Source organism: Streptomyces sp. NPDC093089 (genome assembly GCF_044754405.1).
GTDB lineage: Bacteria > Actinomycetota > Actinomycetes > Streptomycetales > Streptomycetaceae > Streptomyces.
Genome location: NZ_JBIVPA010000022.1, coordinates 80,132 through 104,399 on the forward strand (window position 1 = coordinate 80,132; position 24,268 = coordinate 104,399).

Annotated in this window: 16 protein-coding genes, 1 tRNA gene and 6 pseudogenes; 12 read left to right on the forward strand and 11 right to left on the reverse strand. The window is 68.1% G+C overall.

All coding sequences use genetic code 11. The features are described 5' to 3' along the window. Positions 1–105: 105 nt before the first annotated feature. Positions 106–1,683 carry a peptidoglycan-binding protein gene (locus ACIQFX_RS36535; protein WP_402472300.1) on the forward strand — a complete coding sequence of 526 codons (1,578 nt, stop codon included), beginning with the start codon at positions 106–108 and terminating at the stop codon, positions 1,681–1,683. Positions 1,684–3,202: 1,519 nt separating this feature from the next. On the opposite strand, the gene ACIQFX_RS36540 is transcribed toward ACIQFX_RS36535, so the two are convergent. The 3 genes from ACIQFX_RS36540 to ACIQFX_RS36550 form a co-directional block, all read right to left on the reverse strand. Beyond that, the gene (locus tag ACIQFX_RS36540) at positions 3,203–4,357 is read right to left on the reverse strand and encodes a hypothetical protein (RefSeq protein ID WP_402472302.1); all 1,155 of its coding nucleotides are present in this window, start codon (positions 4,355–4,357) and stop codon (positions 3,203–3,205) included. Positions 4,358–5,295: 938 nt separating this feature from the next. Then, entirely contained in the window at positions 5,296–6,648 is a 1,353-nt protein-coding gene (locus ACIQFX_RS36545) for a hypothetical protein (RefSeq protein ID WP_402472304.1), read from the reverse strand. Positions 6,649–6,789: 141 nt separating this feature from the next. Beyond that, positions 6,790–7,068: a hypothetical protein gene (locus ACIQFX_RS36550; protein ID WP_402472306.1), complete on the reverse strand. Its 279-nt coding sequence runs from the start codon at positions 7,066–7,068 to the stop codon at positions 6,790–6,792. Between the two features lie 529 nt (positions 7,069–7,597). Here ACIQFX_RS36550 and ACIQFX_RS36555 point away from each other — a divergent pair. Further along, positions 7,598–8,227, forward strand: coding sequence for an HAD-IA family hydrolase (locus ACIQFX_RS36555; RefSeq protein ID WP_402472308.1), 630 nt, complete (start codon positions 7,598–7,600; stop codon positions 8,225–8,227). Between the two features lie 52 nt (positions 8,228–8,279). On the opposite strand, the pseudogene ACIQFX_RS36560 reads toward ACIQFX_RS36555, so the two are convergent. Continuing rightward, positions 8,280–8,443: pseudogene (locus tag ACIQFX_RS36560) on the reverse strand (ATP-binding protein); the annotation flags it as partial. Positions 8,444–8,511: 68 nt separating this feature from the next. Here ACIQFX_RS36560 and ACIQFX_RS36565 point away from each other — a divergent pair. Next, positions 8,512–8,688: pseudogene (locus ACIQFX_RS36565) on the forward strand (cold-shock protein); the annotation flags it as partial. 65 nt (positions 8,689–8,753) lie between these two features. After that, positions 8,754–8,827, forward strand: a tRNA-Met gene (locus ACIQFX_RS36570). Positions 8,828–9,139: 312 nt separating this feature from the next. Here ACIQFX_RS36570 and ACIQFX_RS36575 read toward each other — a convergent pair. From ACIQFX_RS36575 to ACIQFX_RS36585, 3 genes are all read right to left on the reverse strand, one after another. Then, positions 9,140–9,271, reverse strand: a complete 132-nt coding sequence (locus tag ACIQFX_RS36575) for a hypothetical protein (RefSeq protein ID WP_402472310.1) — start codon at positions 9,269–9,271, stop codon at positions 9,140–9,142. A gap of 377 nt (positions 9,272–9,648) precedes the next feature. Next, complete coding sequence (locus ACIQFX_RS36580) at positions 9,649–10,284, reverse strand: hypothetical protein (protein ID WP_402472312.1); 636 nt, start codon at positions 10,282–10,284, stop codon at positions 9,649–9,651. Positions 10,285–10,518: 234 nt separating this feature from the next. Then, positions 10,519–12,612: an RICIN domain-containing protein gene (locus tag ACIQFX_RS36585; protein ID WP_402472315.1), complete on the reverse strand. Its 2,094-nt coding sequence runs from the start codon at positions 12,610–12,612 to the stop codon at positions 10,519–10,521. Between the two features lie 1,206 nt (positions 12,613–13,818). On the opposite strand from ACIQFX_RS36585, the pseudogene ACIQFX_RS36590 reads away from it, so the two are divergent. Then, positions 13,819–13,968 (forward strand): annotated as a pseudogene (locus ACIQFX_RS36590) (IS5/IS1182 family transposase); the annotation flags it as partial. A gap of 582 nt (positions 13,969–14,550) precedes the next feature. On the opposite strand, the gene ACIQFX_RS36595 reads toward ACIQFX_RS36590, so the two are convergent. Continuing rightward, positions 14,551–14,856 (reverse strand): recombinase family protein, encoded by a 306-nt coding sequence (locus ACIQFX_RS36595; protein WP_402472316.1) that lies wholly within the window; start codon positions 14,854–14,856, stop codon positions 14,551–14,553. A gap of 907 nt (positions 14,857–15,763) precedes the next feature. On the opposite strand from ACIQFX_RS36595, the gene ACIQFX_RS36600 reads away from it, so the two are divergent. Further along, positions 15,764–16,279 (forward strand): NUDIX hydrolase, encoded by a 516-nt coding sequence (locus tag ACIQFX_RS36600; RefSeq protein ID WP_402472319.1) that lies wholly within the window; start codon positions 15,764–15,766, stop codon positions 16,277–16,279. 166 nt (positions 16,280–16,445) lie between these two features. On the opposite strand, the gene ACIQFX_RS36605 is transcribed toward ACIQFX_RS36600, so the two are convergent. Then, on the reverse strand, positions 16,446–16,955 hold the full coding sequence (locus ACIQFX_RS36605) for a hypothetical protein (RefSeq protein ID WP_402472321.1): 510 nt from the start codon (positions 16,953–16,955) through the stop codon (positions 16,446–16,448). 755 nt (positions 16,956–17,710) lie between these two features. On the opposite strand from ACIQFX_RS36605, the gene ACIQFX_RS36610 reads away from it, so the two are divergent. The 4 genes and pseudogenes from ACIQFX_RS36610 to ACIQFX_RS36625 all read left to right on the forward strand — a co-directional run bounded on the left by ACIQFX_RS36610 (position 17,711) and on the right by ACIQFX_RS36625 (position 21,107). Continuing rightward, entirely contained in the window at positions 17,711–18,784 is a 1,074-nt protein-coding gene (locus ACIQFX_RS36610; protein WP_402472324.1) for a hypothetical protein, read from the forward strand. Positions 18,785–18,844: 60 nt separating this feature from the next. After that, positions 18,845–19,399, forward strand: a pseudogene (locus ACIQFX_RS36615) (transposase family protein); the annotation flags it as partial. Between the two features lie 58 nt (positions 19,400–19,457). Then, positions 19,458–20,711 (forward strand): IS256 family transposase, encoded by a 1,254-nt coding sequence (locus ACIQFX_RS36620; RefSeq protein ID WP_402472325.1) that lies wholly within the window; start codon positions 19,458–19,460, stop codon positions 20,709–20,711. Beyond that, positions 20,708–21,107: pseudogene (locus ACIQFX_RS36625) on the forward strand (VOC family protein). Before ACIQFX_RS36620 ends, ACIQFX_RS36625 begins: the two are co-directional and overlap by 4 nt. A gap of 133 nt (positions 21,108–21,240) precedes the next feature. Here ACIQFX_RS36625 and ACIQFX_RS36630 read toward each other — a convergent pair. Further along, entirely contained in the window at positions 21,241–22,323 is a 1,083-nt protein-coding gene (locus tag ACIQFX_RS36630; protein ID WP_402472328.1) for a DUF2867 domain-containing protein, read from the reverse strand. A gap of 90 nt (positions 22,324–22,413) precedes the next feature. Between ACIQFX_RS36630 and ACIQFX_RS36635 the strand changes: the two genes are divergently transcribed. Continuing rightward, positions 22,414–22,971 (forward strand): TetR/AcrR family transcriptional regulator, encoded by a 558-nt coding sequence (locus ACIQFX_RS36635; protein ID WP_402472331.1) that lies wholly within the window; start codon positions 22,414–22,416, stop codon positions 22,969–22,971. 258 nt (positions 22,972–23,229) lie between these two features. On the opposite strand, the pseudogene ACIQFX_RS36640 reads toward ACIQFX_RS36635, so the two are convergent. Next, a pseudogene (locus ACIQFX_RS36640) lies at positions 23,230–23,616 on the reverse strand (transposase family protein); the annotation flags it as partial. Positions 23,617–23,700: 84 nt separating this feature from the next. Between ACIQFX_RS36640 and ACIQFX_RS36645 the strand changes: the two are divergent. Next, positions 23,701–24,255 (forward strand): hypothetical protein, encoded by a 555-nt coding sequence (locus tag ACIQFX_RS36645; RefSeq protein ID WP_402472334.1) that lies wholly within the window; start codon positions 23,701–23,703, stop codon positions 24,253–24,255. Positions 24,256–24,268: the final 13 nt, after the last annotated feature.

Genomic DNA, 24,268 nt, shown 5'->3' on the forward strand with positions numbered 1-24,268 from the left:
ATGTTGGTTGGAGTGGCTCCCTGCACACACCGGAACGCCGTGTCGCGGTCCTAACTGGATCGTCGTGACACCGTTCGATTCGACGCCACCGAGGGGAAACCACCAATGAACCGACGCCAGCGATCATGGAGATACACCACCTCGCTCGTACTCGGTACCGCTGTCGCCGTCCTGCTCACCGGTACGGGCGGGCCTTCCGCCGCCGCGACGCCCGCCGCGCACGACACCGTCGGCCAGTCCTTCGCCCGGGCCGGCGCCGAGTTCGGCGTCCCCCGCGATCTGCTCGTGGCCATCGGGTACGGCGAGAGCCGACTCGACCCCCACGACGGCAAGCCCAGTCACGCGAACGGGTACGGCGTCATGCACCTGGTCAGCAACCCTCGCTCGCACACCCTGGAGCGGGCCGCTGAGCTGACGGGCGCGGCACCGCACGCGCTGCGACACAATACCGCGGCCAACATCCGCGGCGCCGCCGCCGTCCTGCGCTCGTACGCCGACCGGCTGGGACTGCGACCGGAGGACCGCGACGACGCTGGCGCCTGGTACCCGGCGGTGGCCGAGTACAGCGGCAGCACGGACGACCGCACGGCCCGGCTCTACGCGGACTCCGTTTACGACTTCCTCGCGAACGGCGTCCGCGCCACCACGCCCCTGGGCGAGACCGTCGCCGTACACCCTCAGGCCGTACGTCCCGAACGGGGCCGCTACACGGATGTACCCGCCCTGGACGAGGGGGCCTCGGCCGCCGTGGGGCCTTTGAGCACCGACTATCCGCCCGCGCTGTGGGTGGCCGCGAACAGCGGAAACTACACCGTGGGCCGGTCCGCCGCAATTTCCGCCGTCGTCATCCACGTCACCCAGGGGTCGTACGCCGGGTCGATCAGCTGGTTCCAGAACCCGAGCTCGAACGTCAGCGCGCACTACGTGATCCGTTCGTCCGACGGGCAGGTCACCCAGACCGTCCGCGACAAGGACACCGCTTACCATGCGCGTTCGGGCAACGCCTACAGCGTCGGCATCGAGCACGAGGGGTACGTCGACAACCCTGCCTGGTTCACCGACGCCATGTACCGGTCATCCGCCGCCCTCACGCGTCACCTGGCCGACAAGTACGGCATCCCCAAGGACCGGGCGCACATCGTCGGGCACTCCGAGGTCCCGAACAACGACCACACCGACCCGGGGCCGAACTGGAACTGGACCTACTACATGCAGCTCGTCGGGGGCAGCACGAGCGTGCCGGTCAACCTCGACTTCCCGGCCTACAACACGCTCCGCAGCGGGTCCACCGGCCCCCAGGTTGCTGCGGCGCAGACACTGCTCAACGCACAGGGGTTCGCCGCCGGTACCGCGGACGGCGTCTTCGGCACGAAGACCGAGACCGCCGTGAAGGCCTTCCAGAGCGCGCGCGGCCTGTCGCCCGACGGGGTCATCGGCCGTCAGTCCTGGACCGCACTGCTCTCGGCAGGAATCAAGCCCGTCTTGCAGGAGACGTCCTCGGGCGCCGACGTCAAGCGGCTCCAACGGTCGCTGACGGCCGCACTGGGCCGGACCGTAGAGATCGACGGCAGCTTCGGCCCCAGCACGGCGCAGGCTGTCAGGGACTTCCAGACCAGCCGGTCGTTGACGGTGGACGGCGTCGTGGGCCCGGCAACGTGGACGGCTCTGCAGGCCGGCCGGTGAGGTGAACGCGCGCCGGGGCCGGACGCCGGCCACCCGGCTCGCTGGGGTTCGATCCGGATGGCCGGCAGCGTCGTGGCCAGCTTGCGACCCTTGAACACGACGCCCTTGGCCTGACAGGCCGTAGGTCCACCGCTGCCTGCAGGGGAGGCCAGCACGTCGTGCCTGGGACGGGCCCTGAGGAATCTCCTGCGCCCGTGGAGCTTTGAACAGCCTCTTGCGAAGCAGGCCGTCAGACTGCCTGCGAGATAGGCCGCGGCAACTCGACACCTCAGCGCTTGGCCCGACGAGCAGGCATCGCCCGTGGCCGACGGCACAACCTGCGAGGTCCACCTCGGCGAGACGGGCTTCTACCGTCAGATCTGCACGGTTATCTCAGAGGATGGCAAATGTGTGAGCAGTGCGGTTCGGCCAGCACCTCGGCTGAGGCCCCGCGGAGCGGCCGGGTGCAGGGACCGACCCGCCGAGGTGTACTGGCCGGTGCGGGCGCCGGCATCGCCATGGCACTTACGGGATGGCCGACCCTGATGCCGTCGGCTGCGGCGGCCACGCTCAAGCACGGCCGCTGGTGCAACCCCGCCCAGGACTGCTTTCCCGCAGGTGGGCACTACGGCGCGCCACGGGTGCAGTGACCTGGAAGGCTCTCGCCGGATGACGCAGATGCCGCGGTCGGGAGCCCGACCGCGGCATCTGCCCGCGCGAAGAATTGCCCACGGATGAACTGCTCTGACTCTCTACCGCTCCGCTGCCCCTGGTGGAACACCCGCCGGCCAAAACACTGGCACCACGCCTACGCCCAGGCCCTGGCAGCCGCCCGCGCCGACAGCCTCACCTTCCCCGACCTGCGCCCCGACACCGACGAAGCCCCCCCTTGCCCGCCGGCTCGACACCCAGATCGACGCCCTCCCTACCCTCCACAGCGACCAGCATGAACTCCTGGGTACCCTCCCGTTCCGCCACTCCCTGTCCCCCAAGCTCTCGCGCAAGGCGGCAGGTGAAGCCATGAGCTGCTGGTGCGTGGGGGAGTGATGGAGGGCGAAACCGTACCCGTAGTAGACGAGCACGTTGGAGCGAGCCCGCGCCGCTTGGCGCCACTGGCTCGACGAGCTCACCGTTGCGCTGGCGATGACGGTCCCGTCGTCGTGTCGCAGAACCAGCTTTTGACCGGACAACACGAGGGCGACATGCGGAGGCGAGGGGACGGTGGGCTGAGGGCCAACGAACCGGCGCATGCCCTTCTCACATGCCCGGTGGAGCTGAACCTCGACGGATTCGCCCGTGTCCATTGACGTCATGCCGATCACCGTGCGGGGCTGAAGGATCGCCACCGCCCTCGGACGCCGAAGGAACGACCGGCTTTCGGGAAGCAGGACTTCAAGCGACGGGCGCCCGGCGAGACCCCCGTAGACCGGGGCGGAGGACAGGAACAACAGCGCATGACAGCGAGCCCGGGTGAATTCGTCGCGAAGTACCGGATCCTGCTCGAACGAAGGGAGACCGGAAGCCATGATGGCGGCAGGCCTCATCCTGCTGCCACCGATGGATGGTCTCGCTCGCCACGCCGGCGAATCGGGATGAAAGCCCGGCATGGATCCGTTCCCAGACATTTCCGGGATCGTGCGGGTCGGTGAACGTCTTGTAGGTGAGCTGCCGCATCAGCTCCATCACCGTGGGAGAGTCGCCCCTCCTCGGTCATGGCCTTCCAGCCGGTATGCGCCACGCGCAGGAGGGTGAAGCGGGCCACGTCAATGGCCGTCTCGAACACAGGATGCTCCAGGACACCAGTCTCATCGAGCAGCCGGCCGAGCAAGCTCACCACCCGCACGTCTCCCGTGAGCACCCACTTCCAAGCAGACTCGCACCCGACGCTATGCACGAGATGGTGAACCGCCTGCCCATGCAGCGTGTGAGGCCCCGCATATGGCAGGAAGTCCGTCAGCGCGCTACTGGCCTGCTCCCACTTGTCCTGACGGGCCAGCGCCTCGACGAGCAGCCGCTTCAGGTCTGCAACATGAGCGGACCACGGTTCACTGACCTTGGAGAGAGCGGTTAGAATTGCTTCCTCGGCCCTCTCTGCCCCGCCGCTCTGCTGCAGCAGCCCCTGAATCGCAAACAACTCCAGGGCCACCTGCGTCCGTTCCGACGACGGCCCACCGGGAGCCAGATCGCGAAACGCCTCCAGCAGCCGCACCAGCCCCTCATCCGAGCCCGTACGCAGCTGCATCTGCACGATCATCGCGGCCACAGTCGCGAGATCCGACACCTGTTCGCCGGGCGGACCTTCCCAACCTTGCAGATAGCGCAACACCGGACCCAGGTACCGCAAGATACCTGGGACCGCATCGCTGTCCTGACGCAACAGGACAAGCTGCGCCAGCATCACGCCGGCCTGAGCTCTCAAGCCCGGGTCTGGGTCGCCTGCCCGATCCAGCCACTCCAGCTCCAACTCCAGCAGCTCGCGCGCGGCCTCGTACTGGCCGTGGGCCTGGTGAAAAGCCGCAAGATTCCCCATGAGCAAGGCCGTGTGCTCGTCCACGATCTGCGCCGCCTGGATGTGGCCGACGAGAGCACCTGCGTGCTGGGCCAGCTCCCACGACCGCTCCGCTTGTCCAGTGAGCAACGCCCCACGCAGCCACCGGTCGGTATGGAAAGCCAGTTCCGACAGACCGCCCGTCATGGCAGGCCGGGCAAGCCCAGGTGCCGGGACACGAGCTCCTGCAGCATGGAGTACCTCACCGCAATGAGGGGATTCGAATCTGCTCGGCATGAAACGGACAGAGCCCCCTCCGGATGCTGGCGTGATGAGTTGAGATCACCGCGTCAACGACGAGGGGCTTCGCCATGCCGTCACTCTTGAAAAGCGCGGCTCACCTATCGATGGGAAACTCTTCAGATCTTTTTCGTGAGGCACTGATCTACGGCATCGTGTGCCGGCGGAGTGAACCGTGAGGGTTTCCTGATAATGGCCTCTTAATTTCTATCCATGGCGTTCGCGAGAGAAAGAAGCAACCCGCGAGAAGGGCAATGGTCGGTCCGATGATCAGAGCCATGGGTGTCAGATCTGCAATCAGGCAGGCTGTGAGTGCTCCAGTCTGGACTATCGTGGCGAGCCTGACGGGCGGACGTGGAGGCGTGGATCCACTAAGGGCCTTTATGAGTCCGCAGCACGACCAGGCGTTCGCTGCGATTCCAAAGATCCCACAGGCGATCGAGAGGACTGAGCCCGAAGTCCCGGAGGAGAGGCCTGTCTCCTCCGGGACTTCGGGGCCAAGCCCTCCTGCGAGCATGGGAAGGATGAGGAAGCAGTATAGCGCCAGCAGAATCGTCTGTCCGGCTATAAGAAGCAAGGCTCCGATTAGAGAAAAGCGGTAACTGGTTTTCACGATTCTCCTCGACTCGGGTGTGGTTCGGAGTCGATACGAATCCCATTCAGAGCTGCCGCCGAGAATCAGCATTTCAGGGTGTAGAGTTCGCCGTCCTTGACGGAGAGCATGCACCAGGTTCTGACGTTGGCAAATTCCACGACCTGGGCGACATCATGCACGTTTCATCACAGGCGCATGATCGGCCGGACAAGTCCAAGGCCGTTTCCTCGGAATCATCGGATCGTTCGGCCTAGAAGGGCGGGCAGTCGCTGTAGCCCGAAGGAGCCGGCGGGGGGACTTCGGGTACCGGAGTGCGGAGCAGGGCCACCGCCTCCCCTACGCGGCCCAGTTCCACCAGGAGGGGTGCGAGCGCCTGGCGGTGTCGGAGGGGGTCCGTCTCCAGGAGAGCCGCTGCTTCCTCCCGGTGGCCGGAGCCGGCCAGGAGGCGCGCCAGTTCCTCCACCGCGTACCAACTCGCGCCTTCGGGGTGCGCGCGGGCCTGCTCCCTCGCTTCGTCCAGCCGTCCGCAGGCCGCCAGCAGCGGCCCTCGCAGCCGGAACAGCTCCCATTCCTCCTCGCCGCGGCGGGACTTGAGAGCATCCAGGTGAGCGAGGCCCTCCTCGGCCCGGCCCTCGGCGGCGAACATCCCGCACAGCAGGTCGAGAGTGCAGTCGTCGTGGCTATCGCGCGCCCGCATCACCTCGATGGCCTCGCTTCCCCGGCCGTGACGGGCCAGGAGTTGCGCGAGGAGGATCCGGGCGTGCCCAAAGTCCTGCTCAGCGTGCGGCCGGTAGACCTCGGCCGCGCCCGCCACGTCACCCTGCTCCTCCAGATGCTCCGCCAGCCGACGGACCGCCGAGGGGTGGTCACCGGAGGCAGCGTAGGCACGGAGTTCCTCGATCCGGCCATGCTTCACGAGCAGTTCGGCGAGCGGGTCGCGGTTGTTGACAGGGGTCGCGCCGTACGCATACAGAACCGCGATCGCCTCCTGCGTGCGCCCCTGCCGCTCGCGCACAGACGCGATCAAGTTCACCGCGTTGAACGGCTCGGTGCCGCGCCGGGCGCATTCCGAGCTCCCGCACTGCTCGCACGGGCGGTCGGGCGCGAGCCGAGCCGTCAGCAGTTCCGCGACCTCGTCGCCCCGGCCCAGCGCCAAGGCCACGTCGGCCAGAGGTTCGGCCAGATACCAGTCCGCGATGAGCGGCACGAGCAGTGCGTACGCCTCCTCGGCCCGGCCGTGACGGACCAGCAGCGGCGCCAGCTCCCACAGCGCGGAACGTTCGCCGTCCACTGCGAAGGGGTACAGCAGGCCGATGGCCTCCTCGTCCCGGTCCGCCGCGCCGAGCAGCCGAGCGGCTTCCTCCGCTGCGGTGACCCAGCCCGTAGCAAGGTAGGGGGCGAGTACGGAGAGCGCTTCGTCCGCCTCGCCCTGCTCGGCCAGCCGGCGTGCCCATGCCCTGGCGCAGAACCAGTCGCCGTCCTCCGCCAGGGCCTGCGCGCGCACGATGTCGGAGTGCCCGAGGGCCAAGAGCCGCTCGACGAGGTCGGGTGGCACGCATCCCTGCTGCGTGAGGGTGCGGTGGTCAAGTGCGGTGGCGTCCATAGGGTGCACCCTAGGTCGAGACGGGAGGCGACGCGGTGGGGCATCTGCCAGCGGTAGTCGGGGCCGCCATCGACCGACGAGGGCCCAGTGAGGCGCGGTGCAGGGCTCTGCGGGCCCGGCTTGATCCGAAAGGCACCCCTGTTAGTAGCCCCAGAGCTGACCCACGCTGTCGTCGTTGCGGCAGTGAATCGCGCGGCCCTTGGCATCACGCCCGGAGGTGCCGGCATCGACCTTCCGGCATATCTGACCGGCCCGGTAGCAGATACCGGCGTTGGACAGGGGATAGCAGCTGGTGGCCACCAGGGAGGGCTCGGGTGCGGTGGCCTTGGTGGTGGGCGCGACGGAGGGGACCGAGGAGGTCGGCGTTGCAGGGGTGGGCGCGACGCTGGAGGTGACACTGAGACTCGGGTTCTGTGTCATCGAGGGACTGGTGCTCGCGCTGGCGGTGACAGCGGTGTTGGCGGGTTGGCCGGTTCGCAAGCGGCGAGCGACAGGACGGCGGCGACGACGGCGAGGGCGCCTATGTGGCGCTTCGGCATCGGTCCTTGTTCGAGTTGCTCGGCGGCCAGCGCCACCACAGATAGGACGCAGCCGGCCACACCATGGACGACTTCCTACCGCACAGCTGCTCAACGATCTGGGCCCGTCACAGCCACACGGCAGCCGGCTGTGACCATCCCGCCCGGGCGACCCGGCGACCGGGTAGGGGACATGCGGAGGCCCTGCTGGCTTCGATCGCTTCCTGCGGCATTGTCCGGTCGAGGGCTCCGCAGATCGTGAAGGCACCCGCTGGCTGAAGGCAGTCGGGTCGGCGGGTTGCGACAGGGCTGCCACAAGCTTCGAACATCCCTTGACCTTGCTCCACAGGGAGAGACGACAGTGTCCTTCTGCCGATCACATGAGCGGGCGGTCTGTGCTCGCTGGTCAAGGACGAGGAAGGGGAGTTCGCGTGACCGCGACCTGCGTCGTTCTCGACATCGGCGGCGTGCTGGAAATCACGCCGGAAACCGGATGGGCGCAACGATGGGAAGCGCGGCTGGAGCTGCCGCTGGGCACCATCCATACGCGGATGCGCGACGTGTGGCGGGCTGGGAGCGTCGGGAGCATCAGCGAGCGCGAGGTGCACGAGCAGGTGGCACTCCGGCTGGGTCTCGATGCCCCCCAGGGTGAAGCCTTCATGGCCGATCTCTGGGCGGAGTGTCTAGGGACGCCGAACGAGGACCTCATCGACTATGTGCGGGGGCTGCAGGGACGCTGCATCCTGAGCAACAGCTTCGTCGGCGCTTGCGAGCGGGAGACGGCGCTGTATCACTTCGATGAATTGGTGGAACAGATCGTCTACTCCCACGAGATCGGCATTGAGGAGCCCGACCTGCGTGCCTTTGAGGCCGCATGCGCCGGCTTGAACGTGCGGCCGGAGAGCTGCCTGTTCATCGACGATGTTGCAGTCAACGTCGAGGCCGCCCAGGCGGCGGGCATGCAGGCGCATCTGTTTGAGGACAACGTCCGGACCATCACGCGCATCGCAGCTCATTTGGACGCTAGGCCCATGGCTCCAGGGCGTGTCCCGCTCGCATGACGTCGGCCTGGCCGGTCTTCGGCGGTCGCCGACCAGGCGTTGAAGTGGTTGATCAGCCCGCTGCGGTCTGTTCCGCTCGTGCCCGTGTGCTGGCGAGGCGGTAGGAGCGGTGCAAGTCTCGATGATGGTGCCCTTGAAGGTGAGGCGGTCGACGATGGCCGCGCAGAGACGAGGATCGGTGAACGTCTTCGTCCAGCTGCCGAACGATTCGCCACTCACGGTGCCGCTGGCCATGCGCACGTGCGTTCGATCTTGCCGGGGCCCCGGCCCTTGAGGAGCAGGGCTTCAACGCCGAGAAGGGCTTCGGGTTCATCGCCCAGGACGGCGGCCCGGACGTCTTCGCTCACTACTCCAACATCTCCGGCAACGGCTACCGCGAGCTCGCCGCGGGCGAGACGGTCACCTTCGATGGGACGCAGGGCCAGAAGGGCCTCCAAGCCGAGGACATCGTCCGCGGCTGACCCGCCGGGCCCCACAGATAGTGACCGCCGTCCGCGTCGGCTGGCGTGTAGAGTGGTGTCACCGACGCGGGGTGGAGCAGCTCGGTAGCTCGCTGGGCTCATAACCCAGAGGTCGCAGGTTCAAATCCTGTCCCCGCTACGAAAGACAGGGGCTCGGCATCAGCCGGGCCCCTGTCGCGTACCCCGCCGCGAGCGACAAGCGAGCCGCGGCTGGGCTGCGCGGGGCCGCGTTTACGACGCCCCGGCCGCGCCGGACGCGTACCGACGGGGCTCGGCGACAGCCTTTGCGAAGCATGCTTGGACCGGCGTCAGCTCTTGGCGCGTACAGACGTCGCCGTAGCCACGACAGCGGACGCCGCCACGATACCGGCGAGCATTCCGAACAGCTCCGAACAGCCTCCCAGGATCGAGGCGAGGGTGGCGGCTGTGAAGGGCGCGAGTGTTGAGGCTGTCATGGCGGGGGACTGAGGAGGGCGGAGAGTCGGCCGTAGTGCTGTGTGCCCCAGCGGTCGGTGATGGCGGTGGCCCGGACGAGAGTGAGGTGGCCGCGGACCATGCCGGCCGCGACTGACACCGCGATCACCAGGTTGTACGGGCCTGGTTTAGGACGAGGGCTGCGGTGGTCAGGGTGCCGAGGGCGATGAGGGTTGTAGCGCGGACTGTCGTGCCGGTGTGGCGGGAGAGCGGGACATAGAGGGTGCGGCCGAGTGTCTGGCCTGCGCCGCCGAGGCCGAGTCCGGATTCTGGCAGCACCCCCGAGATCGAGCTGCTTCCCCGCACCCGCGGGGGTGGTTCCTGGCGCCCCCTCGGCAACTGCACCTCGCTCGGTGCTTCTTCGGGCGGGTTTCGGGTGTGGCGGTTGGGTGGATGCGCACCGGTAGGCGGGGTCGGCGTCATTCGTGTGTTTCGGGCTGTGGTGTGTTCGACGGCCCGGTCGCTGACGGCCCAGCCCCTGGAACGTCAGCGGGTGCGGGTGCGGGTTCGTCGGAGGAGCATGCCGGCTGCGGCGCCGGTGAGCGCGATGCCAGCCAGGCCCGCGAGGGGCCATCCGGTCGCGCGGTCATCCCGCTTGTCGGCCGGGTCCGTCCGCGCCGGTGCGGGCGTGGTGGAGGCCGGTGCCTGCGCGGTGGGTGTGGGTGCGGGCGTGGTGGAGGCGGGGACGGTTGTGGTGGGTGTGGGGCGGGGGGCGGGGGGTGAGGGGTCGATCACGGGAACCTGGACCTCGCGTTCGGTGTGGCCGAGGGCGGGGAAGCCGACGTCGACGGTGATGTTCCAGGTGCCGGGGGTGAGGGCTTCGGTGGTGGTCCAGCCGGTGCGTGTGCCGGGGGTGCGGACGAGGGGCCATGGTCCCAGGGTTCGGGTTCCGTCGGGGCTGGTTGCGTTGACGGTGGCGGCGATGGTCTCTTCGACGGTGTCGCCGTCGTTTTCCCAGGTGATCTCGGTGGTGACGTGGCCGTCGCGTTGACCGGTCACCACCACTTTGACGGTGTCGCCGTGGGCTTGGGCGGTGGCGGGTACGGCTAGGGCCTGGGCGAGGATGATGAGGAGGAGGAGGCTGAAGCCTGTGCCGGCATGGGCGGCATGGTGTGTGCGCATCGTTGCTGTGCTCCGGGTGCGTGGGATGCGGTGCGTGCGGAGGGCCGGGGCGCCGGTGGACGGTCGTGGTGACCGTCCACCGTCCACCGTCCACCGGCGCCGGACCGGACCGGGACCGGGACCGGGACCGGGACCGGAGCGGACGTGACCGGGACCGGATCGCGGCCGGGGCCGGACCGGACGACACTGGGGCTGTTTGCCTGGCTCTGGTGTTGTCCGGTCGGGTGGTTGGGGTCAGTTGGCTTTCTGGACGGTCCATGTCTGGGCGGCGGTGCTGGTGGTGTGCTGCAGGTCGAGCAGTCGGCTTCCGTAGTAGGGACGGTTGCTGACTGTCAGGGCGTAGTTGCCGCTGGGGTCGGTTACGGTGACCGCTCCGTCGCGGGCGGCCAGCTTCCACTTCTGTGTGGCCGCGCCGCCGCACGTCTGCTGGGCGATCCACATGCCCGCGGTGGGGGCTCCGCCCGTCTGCAGGCACTTGCCGGAGACGGCGGACCGGATGCGGACGAGCCCGTTGCCCGCGTCGTCGAACAGCCACTGCTGCTGGGCGTAGCCGGTGGCCGGTGCTCCAACAAGTACGGTGCCGTCGGCGGAGCGGCCGCTCCAGACCTCGGCGGCCATACCGGTGCCCGTGTTGGCGAGGGTGTAGCGGGTGCCGGGTGTGGTCGTGCCGTCGCCCGCTCCTGCCGTACGGAACGTGGTCGTCCGCCCGGCTCCGGTGTCGCGGCCGGAGCGGTCGCGGACGGAGATGGCGACCTGGTACTGGGTGCCGGGCCGGAGGTTGTAGATGCGCAGTGACTGTGTCTGGACCCAGGTGAGGTGTCGGCCGTCCAGCAGGACCTGGTACCAGGCGGCGCCTTCGACCTTGGGCCAGCTCACGACGACGGCCGTGGACTGGATCTGACCGGCCGTCGGCGTCGGTCCGCCGGTGGGCTGCCTGGTCGGCGTCGGGGTCGGGGTGGGAGTGGGGGTGCGCGTCGGGGTCGGCGTCGGGGTGGGAGTGGGGGTGGGGTTCGGGTTGGGGGTGGTGCCGCCCGTGGAGCGCATCAGGAACTGGTTGTCGGCGATGTTCCAGTGCGTGGCCAGGTAGCTGCCGGCTTTGGGGCTGGTGTGGAAGTAGTCGTCGTGGTTGCAGTCCAGGATGTTCTCGGCCGCCCGGTTGGAGCACACGTACCGCATCTGCGGGTAGTACGGGGTGTCCGAGTAGCACATGACGTCGTACTCGTCCGTGCAGTGCGCGCCGCGACTGGTGTTGGGCGCGCTGTTGTTGACCGCGCCGAGGTTGTGTCCCAGCTCGTGCGCCGCGGTGTGGCCGCCCCAGCAGCCTGCGTCGGTACGGCCGTAGGAGGGTCCGAAGTTGCTCTGGTTGTTCTGACCCGGCCGTTCGTCACCGGCGAACGTGCCGATGCCGCAGTAGACGTTGGTGTCCGCGAAGATCATGTACTTGCGGTCGCGGCGGTTGAGGCCCTTGGCGGCGAGCGCGTTGTTCGTCGCGCTGAACTCGGAGAGCGCGGAGGCGGGGAGCTCGATGTTGAGGACGGTCGGCGTGCAGTCGGCCGCGGTCACATAGCGGATGTGCCGTACGCCGCCGGTCTCCTTCGCGCTCATGGAGTAGATGAGGTCGGCGTCGGCCGCCCACTTGCGGAACGAGGCGACGTACTCGGCGTACCGGTCGCGGCCCGGGCCGTGCACGTACACGACCTGCACGCGGTTGCCGGTGCTGCCGTCGCCGTCGCACTGGACGGTCTGTCCCGCCGGGCCCGCGGCGAGTGTCTGGTCGGCGGACGGCGCGGCCGGTTTCGGGGCCGCGGCGGCTCCGGTCCCGGCGCCGTCGGCGTCGGCGGCGGGCGCGTCCTGGGGGCTTCCGGCGCCCTTCCCGAAGCCCTTGTCCCCGGACGCGGGCTTCGCCGGGTCGGCCGCGGTGGCCTTGGTGGCGACGGCGGGAGGCACGTTCGCCTTGATGTCCACGCCCTTGGGCGGAGCGTCGGGCCCGTGGGTGCACAGGCCCGCGTCGGTGCGGTAGGTGCCCGTGCAACGGTCGCCCCGAGGAGCCGGCTTGAGTCCGTCGTAGACCATGCCGCGCCGGGTGTCGTTGGCCGGCTTGCCCACGATGGGCTCCGGCGTCTCGTCGCGGGCCGGGGCGGCGGCCGGCGCGAGGGGAACCGTCGCGGGTATGCGGGCCTGCGCGGGGGTCCCTGGCCCGGCGTCGTTCCCGATGCCGGCGTAGGCGGCCCCTCCGGCGATCGCCGCCGCCGACGCCACTGCGGCGGTGAGGAGCATCAACCTCCGGCTCTTGCGCCGGTGTTCACGCTTCCTGCGATGTCTCGTCATGCGCACCTCAAATCCTTGGTCGGAGGAGTGGGTGCGCGGAAGCCTGCCAGATGCGTGCGGTGGAGAATCCGGGCAAACGGGAATGCCCGCCGAGATATCTGACCGTTACCTACGATGCCGTATCTGATGAACAGTCAATGTACTTTAGGATAAGGCTAGTTGGGCTTTCAAAGGTGAATGGTCCAGGCCTTTTTCCGGGATCTCGTTATCGAACCGAGATGTGCGTGGCAAGGTTATTGACGGCAATTCAGTAAGGTATTCATCTATTTATCACCTCTCGAATTCCCCTCGTCACCAGCCGTGAGGAACCCGTCCGTGCGCAGCCGAGGACGAAGCGTTCCCTCGCCCCTCCCCGGAGCCTTGCTGCCGAAGACCGGTGGGACGGCCCGCCCTGCCATACGCGCGGGCAGCGTTAACCGCCGACCGGCGACGTGCCGCCCGCTCCGCGACACCCTCAGACAGCGCCATCAGGACACCGCCGCTCCCGGTCTACGCCAGCGAGGGACAGGCGAAGTCCGCCTCCTGGTCCTCGCGGCACCGCAGCCGGAAGGACTCCCGCCTCCGCTCGCCGCCCGCCACTGACAAGGCGTGCCCGGCGGAACGTGCGCACATCCGTCGCGGAGGCAGACGAAGAGCCCCGCCGCGCGGAACGTCAGACCGAGCCATCCACTGTCCACGACCGGCCCGGCGCGTCCGGAAGCCGCCCACCACGACCTGCCCGCCGACCCGCACGCCCCTACGGCCACTGAGACCGCCGCGCGCCGGGGCTCCGGCCACCCTTCTCCGGTCTCCACCGCGACGTCCACCGGACCTCGCCCAGTACCACCCCCCACTCCACCTGAACCGCCCCGCCGCCCGGAGTCACCTCTGCGGAATCGATACGCGTCCTTCTGGCACACAGAAGGGGCACGACCTCCAAAGGTGGTCCACACGCCTCGTACGCCTGGGACGGTGCGGGTCGGGTCGCAGGCAGGGGAAGCCCCTTGCGCTCCGGTGCCATGCGCTGATGGGACACCGAGGGTGTGGGGGAGATGCTCGCGGACTGCCGGATCTTGCGCACCGACGGCGGGTAGCTGCGCTGCTTGCTCAGGAAGGGTGCGGGCGGGTCGCCCGCGTTCCTCGCCGCTCATGCTTGCCGGAGTCATCATCCGATTCTGGGCCGTGCCCCGATCGGTCGAGGGTGGATGGGCGGGCTGCCCGGGAGAGCGGAAGTGGCCCGCCGACGGCACCTGGGAGAAGGTCTTCACCGCCCTGCTCGCCCAGGCCGACGCCGAAGGCGCCCTCGACTGGGTCGTCGCGGTCGACTCCACCATTGTCCGGGCTCATCAGCACGCCGCCGGGGCCCGCCAAAAAGGGCCCCGGCAGGGCGCCCCGCCGCGCCCCCGTCAGGGCTACGCCCTGAACCCTCCAGCCCCGTCCGGCCCCTTCGGGGCGGGGCGGCTGCCGTGAGGCAGGCCACGGCCCTGCGCCCCGCTCTCCGGGTGTGAGTGGGGCTGGTGGTGGCGCCGCACGGTCGTCAGCAGGGGATGGGGCAGCCGTCCCGGCGTGTGCCGGGTAGGTGCAGTGATCATGGCTGTCGTGAGGTGACCGTGCCGGTGCTGTCAGACGCCCCTTGCGTGACTGACTGACTGTCGTGGGTGTGCCGGTTCACAGTGTGCGGCAGGACTCCGGGGTCGGCCGAAGGCGTGGCGCACCGCGCGTCCGCGCCGGTACCGCGGACGCTGAGCGGGCGGAGCCCAGACAGGGGCGCGCAGCTGAAACTCACCGGGAAGACGTTCTTACGCCGACGTCAGACCAGCCAGTTTCCTGCCTCCAGAAGGAGACAGTCCAGCGCGTCAGGACGAGTTTGCGGATGCCTCGCGCAGAAAGCGGCCCTCCCTGCGCAAGGCATCGGTATGCACACATCGTGCGGACCACGCCAGCGGCCCGCCCTGGTGCTCACGTCGTCATAGGACAGCCCTCCTCATGGGCGCGCAGCAGTTTTACGGCATCCTGGGTGCGCAGGAGACGGGACACATGTGAGGGGTACCAGAAGGGGCCACCGCCCGGAGTGGAGGTGCCGGAGCGGTTGAGCGCGTCTGCGATGTCCGCCAGCGTGGTACCCCCCAGCCGCAGCAACACCACACAACGGAGCACGCTGTCGGGACAGACGCGAGGCCGCCCCAACCGGACTCCCGCGGCGCGGCGCTCAGCCAAGGCTGTGATCGTGCGGGCTGAGATGACCTCAGACGTAGCTTGACTCATACGGCGCCGCCCGGGTCAGTAGGCGGCTGCGCAGGCTCGGCAAGCGGGACCGGCGGCTCGATAGGTGATGCCCCGCTGGAAAGGGATACGAAGACAGCCCAGTCCCGAGGGCGGAACGCGTGGGCGACCGATGGTGTGATCCGCAGCCCTTCCGGGCCGTGCCACTTGGCGATGAAGAGGTTGAAGATGAGCCAGGACACCCAAGCCAGGAAGGCCAGAGCGATAGGCGCCAGCGTGATGAAGGCCCAAGAGGCCATGAGATTCTCCCCAGACTCGTCAGTTGATGTCATCGCGTGAGAGCCCGCAGCGCTCGATCACATCCCACCGGTCCATGCCAGGCGGGCGTGAGCTGTGCCGCGTACACCTTCATGCTTTTCACCTGCAGGCGGTGTACTCCCGCAGAACAGGCCCTCCCTACTTCGTTCGGCCTGAGGGGGCAGCGTTGCCCAAGCTGTCGACTTCCATAGAGGCATACTGACACGGCCGGACACCGTTCCCGCTAAAGGCTGTTGAGCATGCCTATGCTTGAGAGTGGTACCTCGCCGCTGGGGCGCAGTCCCCACCCCGGACGCCAGTGACCATCAGCGACGCCCTCGAGGCGCCCCTCTGCCAGGACTCTGCTGCGCGATCGAGGTCTTCGCGACGGCCGCCGACTACAAGGCCGGTGCCGCCTCCCTCGGACAGAGAGCACCACACCGCCCGGGACCCGCGTACATACCGAGTACTCGACCCGACGCCTGCTCCCCGCACCCGCGGGGACGTTCCCTTTCCCCTTCCCGCTCGTAGGCCCCGACGCCATGCGCACCTGGGGCGACATCACCGACTGGCAGGCACGCCGGCCCGGGATGGGCAACTGCCGCACCCACCCCGCAACCAACACCTCTACCGACGAAGGGCATGCCACCTAGTGAACGACGAGACACCGTTCCACCGCATCAAGATCCGTGTCGCCGCACTCATCAGCAACGGCGACGAGATCGCCCTCATCAAACGAGTCAAAAACGGCACCGAGCAGTACACCGTGCCCGGCGGCAACGTCGATCCAGGCGAACCGATCCCGACCGCCCTCGCCCGGGAGCTCAAGGAAGAACTCGACCTCGACATCGAGCAGGCCGACACCGCTCCCCGCTTCACATGGCTGATCGACGCCATGGTCAGCCGCCCGGGAAACACCCCGCCCCGCAAACTCCACATGGTCTTCCGCCTGAGCATCAGCGACCATGTCCGAGAGAACCTCAGCCCGACGGAACACGACGACACCGCCGGCGCCGGCGAACTGATCTGGATTCGATGGCAGGACACCGAAGGCATGGCCCTCTTCCCGCCCGTACCCGTCGCAGGCCTCGCCGCCCCAGCCGCCGACCTCGAGGCCGGCGCCGCTCTCCTACCGGGACTCGACGACTCCAACTACCGCTGGATCTGAACCGGACCGGGCGCAGCGCACGCCCCCACAACCGACCACGCGGCAGACAGCCGGGGTGGCTTCGTTCACGTGAAGTGGTTCTGGCTCAGGTTCTGTGGTGCGGCCACGTTGAGTGAGCGGATCACCTCGCGGTTGACCGTTCCCGATGTCGAGAACGAACCCCGGTTTAGTCTCCTGCCTCGGCTGCAGGCCTCTTGCTGAGGAACTGCTTCGCTGCCTCGACCGCTTCTCCGTTGAGTTCCTCGACGGAGACTCCCCAGCTCTCCTCCCAGCCGTCGAGGTTGTGCGCGCAGTGCACAAGGGGTTTCAACTCTTCGGGGTAGCCGAGGTCATAGGCGATGTCTGCCCAGATGAGGTGGGTGCCTGCGGCGGGATCCAGGGATCCGTCGGCGATCTGACCGGCGATCCAGCAGGCCATCGCCCACTTTGCGGCCCGGGGGTCCGCGGGCGGGCGGAAGAGCAGTCCCAGCTCCTCCAATACTTGGTCGAAGAGCTCCGGCGCTTCGGGCTCTTCGCTCCGGAGGAGTCCAGCCAGCATGGCCGGGGACGGGCCCTCGATCCCCGCTATCAGCGCGTCCAGACCTGCCTGAATGAGCCTGTCCGACCCGACATGCCTGCCAAATGCCCTCTCACGCGCGATGTGTCTGAACTGATCGAGGGCGTCGTCGCTGGTCATCAAAGTCTTCTCCGTCGGCATCTGGGACGGGAAGGCTTGCACACCCGCCGCCGCTGCCATCGCCTTCCTCCCGTCGTCGGTGATCAGGACATGAGGACGCGCTTCCGCCCCTGACCAGAGGGACTCTCCGACGGCGACACCAACACCACCGGGACCATCACAGAATCCGTCGCGAACCTTGCCCGGCTGACGGGGTGCTGAAGGTCCCGACGGCCCGGAGCGCCAAGCGCTCCGGGCCGTCGTCAGTCAGCCTTTCGGCAAGGACTCAGATCAGAGGATCAGGTCCAAGGGGCTCCAGCCCGTGCCGACCAGGGTGCGGCCTGTGGAGAGCCAGTCGTAGAGTTTGCCCTTGTCTGTCAAGCCTACCGATTCTGCCGCGCCGTCGCTGTCGAGGTCCGTGGTGTAGGGGGTCCAGGCGCCGTTCCACCAGCTGGCTTTATTTGACGGGTTGTGGTTCTGGCTCGCTTTCCGTGGAGGGCTGACTGAGTGTGATGTCAGTGGCAGGGGAGAGGATGCCGGTATGACACTGCTGCCGATCACCGTGCCCTCGTCCCTGCTGGACGTCCACCATCTCGACCCCGAAGCCGGCGGATGGGGATTCAGGGTCGATCACGCGGTGGCGACGGCGGCTGGCGACACCTACGTGCTGACCGGCCTGCGGGCATGCAGTCGGCTCGGCCGACCCCGCCGAGCAGGATTTCGGCTACCAGCTGATCACCCGCTACGGCTCGGACGGAAAACCCACCGCCACCGCCGTGTTCGGACAGGCGGTTCCGGGCTGCGGCCCGTCGGCCGTACCTGAGCGCGAGGGGACGACCCTGGCCGTCCTCCCGGACGGCGCGGTCGCCGTCAGTTCCAAGCCCGGCAGCACCCACCTCCTGTCCCCGGACCTGGACGAGGTCCTCGCCTCCTGGCCGATGTCCTGGGGCTGGGAGAACCGGCAGGATCCCGCGGAGGATCCGTTCGCCGCGTCAATCGCCGTCACCCCCTCGGGCCGGCTGCTGTGCATGACCTCCGAGTACGGGCTCAGCAACTGGGCCGGCGCCCACGCCAACATCGTCGCCGTCTCCGAACCCGGCATCACCCTCGGCCCGGGCCGGAAGCCCGTGCTGCGCGCCATAGCGACCCTGGACGCACGCACCGATCACCAGAGCGACACCGACTCGTACGCACACGTGCGATACGGCGACGAGCCGGTGGGACGCGGCAACCGCCCCTCGCCCTCGTTGACCGAGGCCCTGTCGGAACTGACCGGGACCAGCGGCAGCCTCTACGGTTACCTCGACTCGACGATGACCCGCCCGGCAGCACTCGGTGACGTCCTGTTCGTCGTCCCGGTGTTTGGGAAGACCTACCGTTCGACCAACCGTGGGCAGGAGTTCAGCTTCGCCCTCGTCGACGACCGCGGGGTGTTGCAGGGCCGGCTGGGAGGCTTGCACCTGCGCGAGGACAGCCCGTTCACCGGCTTCGACTTCACCGTCGTCGCCGACCCGTACCGTGCCCGTGCCTTCCATCTCAACCGCTACGGCCTGTACGCGTGGAGCGCCGACGGGGTGTTGCGCGCCCGGATGTCCACTGCGGAGAAGCCCTTCAAACCCCTCGTCCACTTCGCCCTGCTGGAGTGCACCCCCGCAGGTGAACTGCTCCTCGCACACCGCAAGCAGCGCCTGCTGCTGCGGGTGCCAGTGCCGCAGGACCTGGACGACCTGGCGGCGGCGGTGGAGACCACGCTGAAGGGCTACGGTCGCGAGCGCGCCGTGCTGAAGAAGCAGTACTCACCAGTGAACTGGCTCTGGTCGGACAGCGCGGCCACCGTGAACCATCTCTGATGACCCATCATTTCGATCGCAGTACCGGGTGCGGTGTGGTTGTTAGGGCCTGTATCGAATCTGCTGCGGGTCCTGCGCGAGACGGATCACGCTCACGTCCTGCTCGACGGAACACTCGCCGAGTGCGACCGGGTCGGCGACAGCCGGGCCGACTTCTCGCAGAAGCACCGCCGCCATGGTGTGAACGTGCAGGTCGTGACCGATCCCACCGGCAAGCTGCTGTGGATCTCGCCCGCGCTGCCCGGCCGCACCCATGACCTGACCGCGGCTCGCGCCCACCGCATCATTCGGATCTGCGAACGCCAGGGCGTCCCGATCCTGGCCGACCGCGCCTACATCGGGGCCGGCTCCTGGGTGACCACCACGCCGATCAGACGGCTTCCGAACCGGGACCTCACCGCGACCCGGCGGACGATCAACCGGGCCCTTTCAGGGGCACGAGCACCGGTCGAACGAAGCATCGCGTGACTCAAGTCCTGGCGAATCTTCCGCAGAGCCCGCTGCAGCCCCAACCGCATGACCGTCATCGCCGCAGCCATCCTCCACCCTGAGCAATGCTCAAGACCTGTGGATCGGAATCGGGTTGGCACGCGAAGGGCATACCTTCCCGAATGATCCTGTGATGGTCATCGAGTAGGCCGACGTTCGCTGCGTCGGTCGGGAAGGCGCGTCCGTGCTCACGGTAGTCAACGAAGACGGAACGACGCCACACGGCTCCCTGATTGACGAGATCGTCCGCGAGGGCGCGAGGCGGATGCTGGCCGCCGCCCTGGAAGCGGAAGTCAACACCTACATAGCCGAGTTGGCCGATCAGCGGGACGCGTCCGGTCGCCGTCTGGTCGTCCGCAACGGCTTCCATCAGCCGCGGAAGGTGACGACATCGGCCGGGGCGATCGAAGTGAAGGCTCCGCGCGTCAACGACAAGCGCATCGACGAGACGACCGGCGAACGCAAACGGTTCTCATCAGCGATCCTGCCGCCCTGGTGCCGCAAGTCCCCGAAGATCAGCGAGGTGCTGCCCCTGCTCTACCTGCACGGCCTGTCCTCCGGTCACTTCATGCCCGCGCTGGAGCAGTTCCTCGGCTCCTCCGCCGGCCTCTCCCCGGGGACGATCACACGGCTGACCACGCAGTGGCAGGCCGACCACAAGGCGTTCATGGACCGCGACCTGTCCGCCACGGACTACGTCTACGTCTGGGCCGATGGCGTTCACCTGCGCATACGTCTGGAGGAGGCGAAGGCCGCCGTCCTGGTCATGGTCGGCGTGCAGGCGGACGGCACCAAGGAACTGATCGCGATGACCGACGGCTACCGCGAATCCTCCGAGGCATGGGCGGGACTGATGCGGGACTGCGCCCGCCGGGGCATGCCCGCCCCCGTCCTCGCCGTCGGCGACGGCGCGCTCGGCTTCTGGAACGCGCTGAACGAGGTGTTCCCCGCCACCCGCCATCAGCGGTGCTGGGTGCACAAGACCGCGAACGTGCTCGACGCGCTGCCGAAGGCGGCCCAGCCCGCGGCCAAGCGCGCGATCCAGGAGATCTGCAACGCCGAGGACAAGGAGCACGCGGCCAAGGCCATCGCGGCGTTCGCCAGGCAGTACGGGGCGAAGTACCCCAAGGTCGTCAAGCGGCTCACGGACGACGAGGAGGAACTGCTGGCGTTCTTCGACTTCCCCGCCGAGGACTGGATCCACCTGCGGACCACGAACCCGATCGAGTCGACCTTCGCCACCGTCCGGCTACGAACCAAGGTCACCAAAAGGGCCGGCAGCCGGGCCGCCGCCCTCGCCATGGTCTTCAAGCTCATCGAGTCCGCTCAGGAACGCTGGCGGGCCGTGAACGCACCCCACCTCGTCGCCCTGGTCCGGGCCGGAGCCTGCTTCGGACGTGGCCACCTCGTCGAACGCCCCGAGGAGGTGGCGGCGTGAACCGGCCGATCAGCGGAACGCTGCATCACGTCGAGCTGTGGGTGGCGGACCTCGACCGCGCGGTCGCCTCTCTCGGCTGGCTGCTGGAGGCACTGGGCCGCACCCGTTTCCAGAGCTGGAACAACGGATGCAGCTGGCGGCTCGGGCCGACCTACCTGGTCCTTGAGCAGTCCCCGGCCCTCACCGCCGACCGGCACGACCGCTGCCGGCCAGGGCTGAACCACCTGGCCTTCACGTCGAAGACGACACCGCGGTCGCCCGCACGCCGGCGGCGCGCAGCACTATGCCGCCTACCTGGAGAACGACGATGGGAGTGGCTCCGTTGGAGGGACGGGTGGAGTCGGAGGTTTTCCACGCCGGCCTCGTACTGTGCGGCTGCCCACGAGGCAACGCTGAAGATGCCCGTGATGCTGGAGTCGACATCCTTGCACCTGGGCGAGTTCACCGCGTCAGCTCAGGCGTTGACGGAGCAGCGCTCAACCGCGTCGCTCAGGCGGTCGGCGGCTCTTCGCGGGGATCCGTTTCCGCATCAGGCCGCCCGAACGACTGCCACCGCGTCGCGGAGCAGTCCGGGTGTCAGTCGGCGGTGGATGGCGGACAGAGGGGGCCACACAGCGCGGCCCAGACGCCGGTCGTAGCGCAGGAAGGTGCCCAGTGTGACCCGTCCCTGGGTTGCCTGCACGAGGAGGTTGCCGGTCAGGAACCAGGAAGCGGACTCGAGCCGGATCCAGTCCTCGCCGCGTTCGGCGATCTGCCATCCGGCCACGGTCTCGTGCGACCGCCCCCGGCTGAGCCGGAGCCCGAGGAGCCCTCGCCAGATCAGCTGCTCCGCGGCGGTGGCGACGTCGCCGAACATCGCACGGGCCCACTGCTCCGGTGTGATGCTGGCGTCCTCGCCTGTCTGGAGGGTGAATGCGTCGGCGTAGTCGATGTGGGACAGCGAGCTGAGAGCGCGGATGGACTCGGGAATGTTGTGCGCCCCCACGACACTGTCAACGTCGGCTGCGTCGGCGCTTTGGGGTCCTGGGTGGCCGTGGTCCCGCCACGCGCGTTCCCACTGCCGCAAGAACGCCGGGAAGACGATCAGGCGGCGGAACGGCGTGATGGCCGCCATGTACAGCCGTCCGAGCAGGCTGGTGGGTTTCACGAGGACCGCCATGCGGAGTTCGTGTCCGCCGCTTGCCGTCGGCACCCACCCAAGGTGCAGCACCGCGTGGACGGTCCTGGTGGCCAGTTCGAGGACGCATTCGTTGTCGAGCTCGTAGACCGAGGTGAGCGGCGCGAGCCCGGCGTCCGAGCCGCCAGTGGCCTCGCCGAGGTCACTGGGCAGGTGGTCGCGCAGCAACGTGCCGTGCGCCCCGGTGCCCGACGCGGGCGTGTCCCAGCCGAAGAGACCACCGAGCTTCCAGCGCACCGCGAACAGGAACCGGGTTGGCAAGGGTTCCTTCGTGCGTCCGGCGGCGGTCTGCATCGCCGCGAGCATCGTGGGGAGGTCGTCCGGCCCGGCGTCAGGGATGCGGACCGCCCACACGTCCTCAAGCGTGAAGCCGCGGGTGATTTCGTGGATTCGCCACGGGCGGTCGGCGTGGACTGCGTCAGGAAGTCGGGGCATAATGAGGGATCCTCCTTCTATACGGCATCGTATAGAAGGATCTTATCCACTTCTATACGATGCCGTATAGGAATGCGTTGGAGGTTTTTTGTGGCAAGCGCCACGACGCCACGGACGGCTTGGATCCACTCAGGGTTGCGCGCGCTTGCGGCCGGAGGGCCGGATGCGGTGCGGATCGAGGCCCTGGCAAGGTCGCTCGGTGTCACCAAGGGCGGGTTCTACGGCTACTTCGCCGACCGTGACGCACTCCTGGAGGAGATGCTCGACACGTGGGAGCGCGCTGTCGCCGACGACATCATCAACAGCGTCGACGCCGGGGGCGGTGACGGACGAGACCGGCTGCGCAATCTGTTCCGCATCGCGGGAAGCCGGAAGGGGGTGACCACTGATGTGAGCACAGAGCTGGCGATCCGAGACTGGTCGCGGCGCGACCCAGCTGTCGCGCATCGTTTGCGGCGCGTCGATAGCCGGCAGATGAATTACTTGCGTGAGCTGTTCCGGGAGTTCTGTCACGACGAAGACGAGGTGGAAGTCCGCTGCGCCATCGTGGCATCGGTACGGATCGCTTCCCACCTCGTCGCCTTCGGCCACGGTGTGCGAACGCACGGCGATGTCGAGCACATGGTGCTGGAACGGGTCCTCGCGTAGCCGCCGGGCCCGGAGTCCGCAGGAGTGTGCGGCTTCATCGGAGGGACCGCCTCACCAGTACGGGCAGCTGCACCGTATGGGGCTGACTCGGCAAACGCCCAACTCGGCCCACCCCTCCAAAGGAGCCACACCCAACGACGATGGCTTCGAGGTCGAACTCGTCGCGATCAACCCATCACAACGAAACTGAGATCAACGGATCCACAGGTCTTGACGATTACTCCCTCACCCTGGAGCGTCCACGCTGAGAAAGCTCATCGAGTAGCGGTAGTTCTCCGACTGCTCGGCTACCGTGTGGTCGCGTATGGGGATGAGGGTTCCGTCCACGATCAGCACAGTGTTCTTGCGGAACCGCTTGCGCGGCCGGAGCGCAAGCAAGGGGCCGAGGTGTCTGATGACGCGGTCAGCAGCGGACTTCGATGTCCCGAACAGCGGGGCGAGCCGGCGCAGCGTCAAGTTAGTCCGCCAGTACGTCGTGACCAGCAGCACTCGGTCCTCTAGCGGCAGCCCCCACGGCCGATCCCGCTGCACCTCATCGGCTCCCTCACTGCGTAGCGCGGTCACCAGCTTGTCGAGACAGCGTGGGCTCAGCCCAGTGAACGGGGCTGTCCAGGACGGAGCCGACGCCGTGACCACTCCAGTCACAGCAAGATCATGACGCCAGGCAGGGGCCCTGTAGCACTGCTCCGTCACAGGCCGCCTGGCCAGGGCTGTACCCATAGCTGCACCATGCTCAAGATGCTGCCGGGGCCGGCACGACGATCTAGTGAGGAGCAGGATGTGGGAAGTCTGTTGAGGGGCGTCTCCGGGGTCCGCTGGGGAGAACTGTGCGACGCGACGGGCGCCGCGGCCAGCGGTATCCCCCCTCTGCTGTCCCGGATCGCCTACGGCGATGGGGACACGGCCCGCATCGCCATCGATGACCTGGGTGACGCTGTCTGTGCGCTGGGGTTCGTCGTCGGTGAGGTGACAGCTCCCACGGTCCCGTTCCTTCTCGAACTGGCCGGGTCCCCGCGAGTGTCCTGCAAGGCCGAGTTGTTGGACCTGCTGGGAAGTATCTACCGGACCGACCAGTGGCACTCCGCTGCTGCGTCGACCCAGGATCGCAAGCACGATGCGAGCTATCAGCAGCAGATCGGCTGGGAGGCAGCTGCAAGGGCTGCCGTGTATACAGGCCGGTCAGTCATCGAGGGTGTCGCTTCCTCCGTGCGTCCGGAGGAGGCGATGCCTGCGCGGAAGTTGCTGCAGGTGATGGACGACACCCCACCGTTCCCGGAGCTATGAGCGGTCATTGTAA